2 protein-coding genes are annotated in these 2525 nt (G+C 26.8%); both read right to left on the bottom strand.

Going from position 1 to position 2525, the window contains the following annotated elements:
- Positions 1 to 128: 128 nt before the first annotated feature.
- Positions 129 to 1391 (bottom strand): hypothetical protein, encoded by a 1263-nt coding sequence (locus AJN60_RS04900; RefSeq protein ID WP_002861584.1) that lies wholly within the window; start codon positions 1389 to 1391, stop codon positions 129 to 131.
- A gap of 163 nt (positions 1392 to 1554) precedes the next feature.
- Positions 1555 to 2370, bottom strand: a complete 816-nt coding sequence (locus AJN60_RS04895; RefSeq protein ID WP_002861583.1) for a hypothetical protein — start codon at positions 2368 to 2370, stop codon at positions 1555 to 1557.
- Positions 2371 to 2525 lie beyond the last annotated feature (155 nt).

Raw genomic sequence — 2525 nt, 5'->3', positions numbered from 1 at the left:
ATAAGCTCTAAAGGGCGTTGTAAAAAATGATAAGTTAAGCTTATAAAAATAATCAAAGCTATAAGCACACCACAAGGTATATAAAATCTTTTAAGTTTGTAAAAAGGTTTTTTCATGGATGCTCATATTTATTTTAAATTAGCTTTTTCTAGCATTTTATTGTCCCAACCTTCTGGTAAATCTTTTATGCTTGGATAATAAGGGCGTAAAAGTTCTATATAAACTCCTTTCTGATAGGAAAGCTCAAAATAATACTTTCCTAAAGCAGAAGGGATAAGCTTTGCATCTCCGTGATAATTTCCATCAGAATAGACAAAATTAGGGCTATAAAAAGGGCTTCTAGGAGGAACATATGGGCTTTGTTGAATTGGGCGCACTCCTATTTCATCATAAGCAAAATAATCATATATGCTAAATTTAAAAATACCATTATTGCCAAAGCCATAATCATAATAATCATTAAAATAACCATTTTCTCCTTCAAATCCCATATCAAGCAATATTTTTTCATAACGCTTATTTATTTCTTCGTTTAAATTTTTATAATCTATTTTTGTGTCATCCATATAAGCTGCAGGATTAAAAAGAAGCTTGGTTTCATCTTGAAACAAACCATAAGAAAGCTCTAATAAGAAATCTTTTAAACTCCAAACCAAATCAGCATAAAAATACTCATCATCAAAAGTGATTAAATAATCTTCATCTTTTTTATTTTGTTTTGCTAAATAATCAAGCATAGCAAGCAATATTGGATTTTTTTTAATATAACTTTTATCTTTAAAATTATTAGCTTGTTCTTTTGTAAGAATGCCAACTTCTCCTAATTGATCATAAATTTCATCACTAAATACGAAAGGTTTTATGCCATGGTTTTTATTGATTGCATCAATATAATTTTTTATTATCATTGTGTTTTTACTATAAAGTTCTTTCACATAGGAAATGATTTGTTCTTGGCTTAAAATTTGAGTGTCTTTTTCTATTTTACATTGATACTCTAAATTATTTGGACTTTCAAAATAATAACCCCCATCCATACCATCATAAAATTTAGGTTTAATATAATTAGGATTTTTATTAGCAAGCCATAAGGGATTTTTTATCTTTTTAACTTCTTCTTCTAAATTTTCAAATTTAGTGGCTATGTATTTTGGGATGAGTTTGTTGCCTTTTTTATCAAAAACAATTTTACCAAGATATATGCCAAATTTTGGATTATAGCATTCAAGCTCATTCATATCATTAAATTTCCAAAAATATTGCTCGCTAGGACAAATATTATTATAACTTTTTATGTTTGTATTTATGGCTAAATAAATAGCATAAGGTTCTTTTCTGGTTTGTAAGAAATCTTTATGTTTTTCTACATCTGGTAAAGGTGGTGGAGTCATTATAATTTAATTTCCTTTCTGAAATAATATGCCACAATCCTAGAATCTAACTCACTTGGCTGAACATAGTATAAAGGACTTGGCAAGAGATCTAATTTGGGATTTAAAAATTTCCAACTTCCATAATATGTGCAATTTTTTAAACATTTCTTCATTTCATTTTCTATTTGCATTCATCTAAAGCCTTTTGGGTTTCATTTAGGAGATTTTCCATATCAATTAATATTTTTTTATAAATATTTCTCTTTAAATCATCTATATTTTTTACATCTAAATTTTTAAATATTTCATAATTTTCTTTCATGTTTTTAAACATTAAGTTTCTATCTTCAAAAGAGCATAATTGAGCATTATTAGACAAAAATACATTTTGAATCAATGTTTTAAAAGAAATTGCCGTACCTATATATTCTGTTCCCTTATCCAAATAACCTACACCCTCTAAGTAATCATAAAATTCTTCATAATGTTTTATAAATTTAAGTTTTTCTTCAAAAATTTGTCTTTCTAAATCTCTAGTTGATGCTCTTAAGTTTAGATATTTTTGCTTTTCATTGGAAGTTGAATTTATACCGCTTATGAAATTAAGATAATTAAAATAAATTTGTTCTTTACCATGTAAAACAAAGAAGTTACCAGCACAGCTTTTAATAAAAGCTTCAAAATACCTATCCTCAAATCCAAATAATTTAGCCACCTTAAAATCAAAAATAGCCTTTTGCATTTTTACATTTAAATCTTTAAAATCTTCTAGCTTAGGTTGGTAATCATTTACAATTTTAATCATATCCTTAGGGCTTGGATTTAAAGTCATTTTTTCAAAGTTTTTAAATTCTAGTTGAACTTTAGGATAATGATACATTCCCCAATAAATCGTATATAAAGGAGAATAAAGTAATTTTGCAAGCACGGCAAATATTATAATAATTATTATACAAGGTATATAAAATCTTTTAAGTTTGTAAAAAGGTTTTTTCATTGTTTATTCTTTATTACTCTGCCTTAATCTCTCCACCTCTAACCACAAGTCCATTAGAATCTATCACTACTTCAACTCCACCTGCTTTAATTATAACACAATCTCCCTTAGTAACAATTTGAGTATCGCCTACTTGATGGAGGATTTGATTACCT

The organism is Campylobacter sp. BCW_4323 (genome assembly GCF_001763115.1).
Classification (GTDB): Bacteria; Campylobacterota; Campylobacteria; order Campylobacterales; family Campylobacteraceae; genus Campylobacter_D; species Campylobacter_D jejuni.
This window is presented reverse-complemented; position numbering and strand designations above follow the sequence as displayed.

Bases quoted from the DNA above. Each gene is read 5' to 3' on its own strand.
- AJN60_RS04900 (WP_002861584.1), bottom strand. From the start codon at position 1,391: ATGACTCCACCACCTTTACCAGATGTAGAAAAACATAAAGATTTCTTA.
- AJN60_RS04895 (WP_002861583.1), bottom strand. From the start codon at position 2,370: ATGAAAAAACCTTTTTACAAACTTAAAAGATTTTATATACCTTGTATA.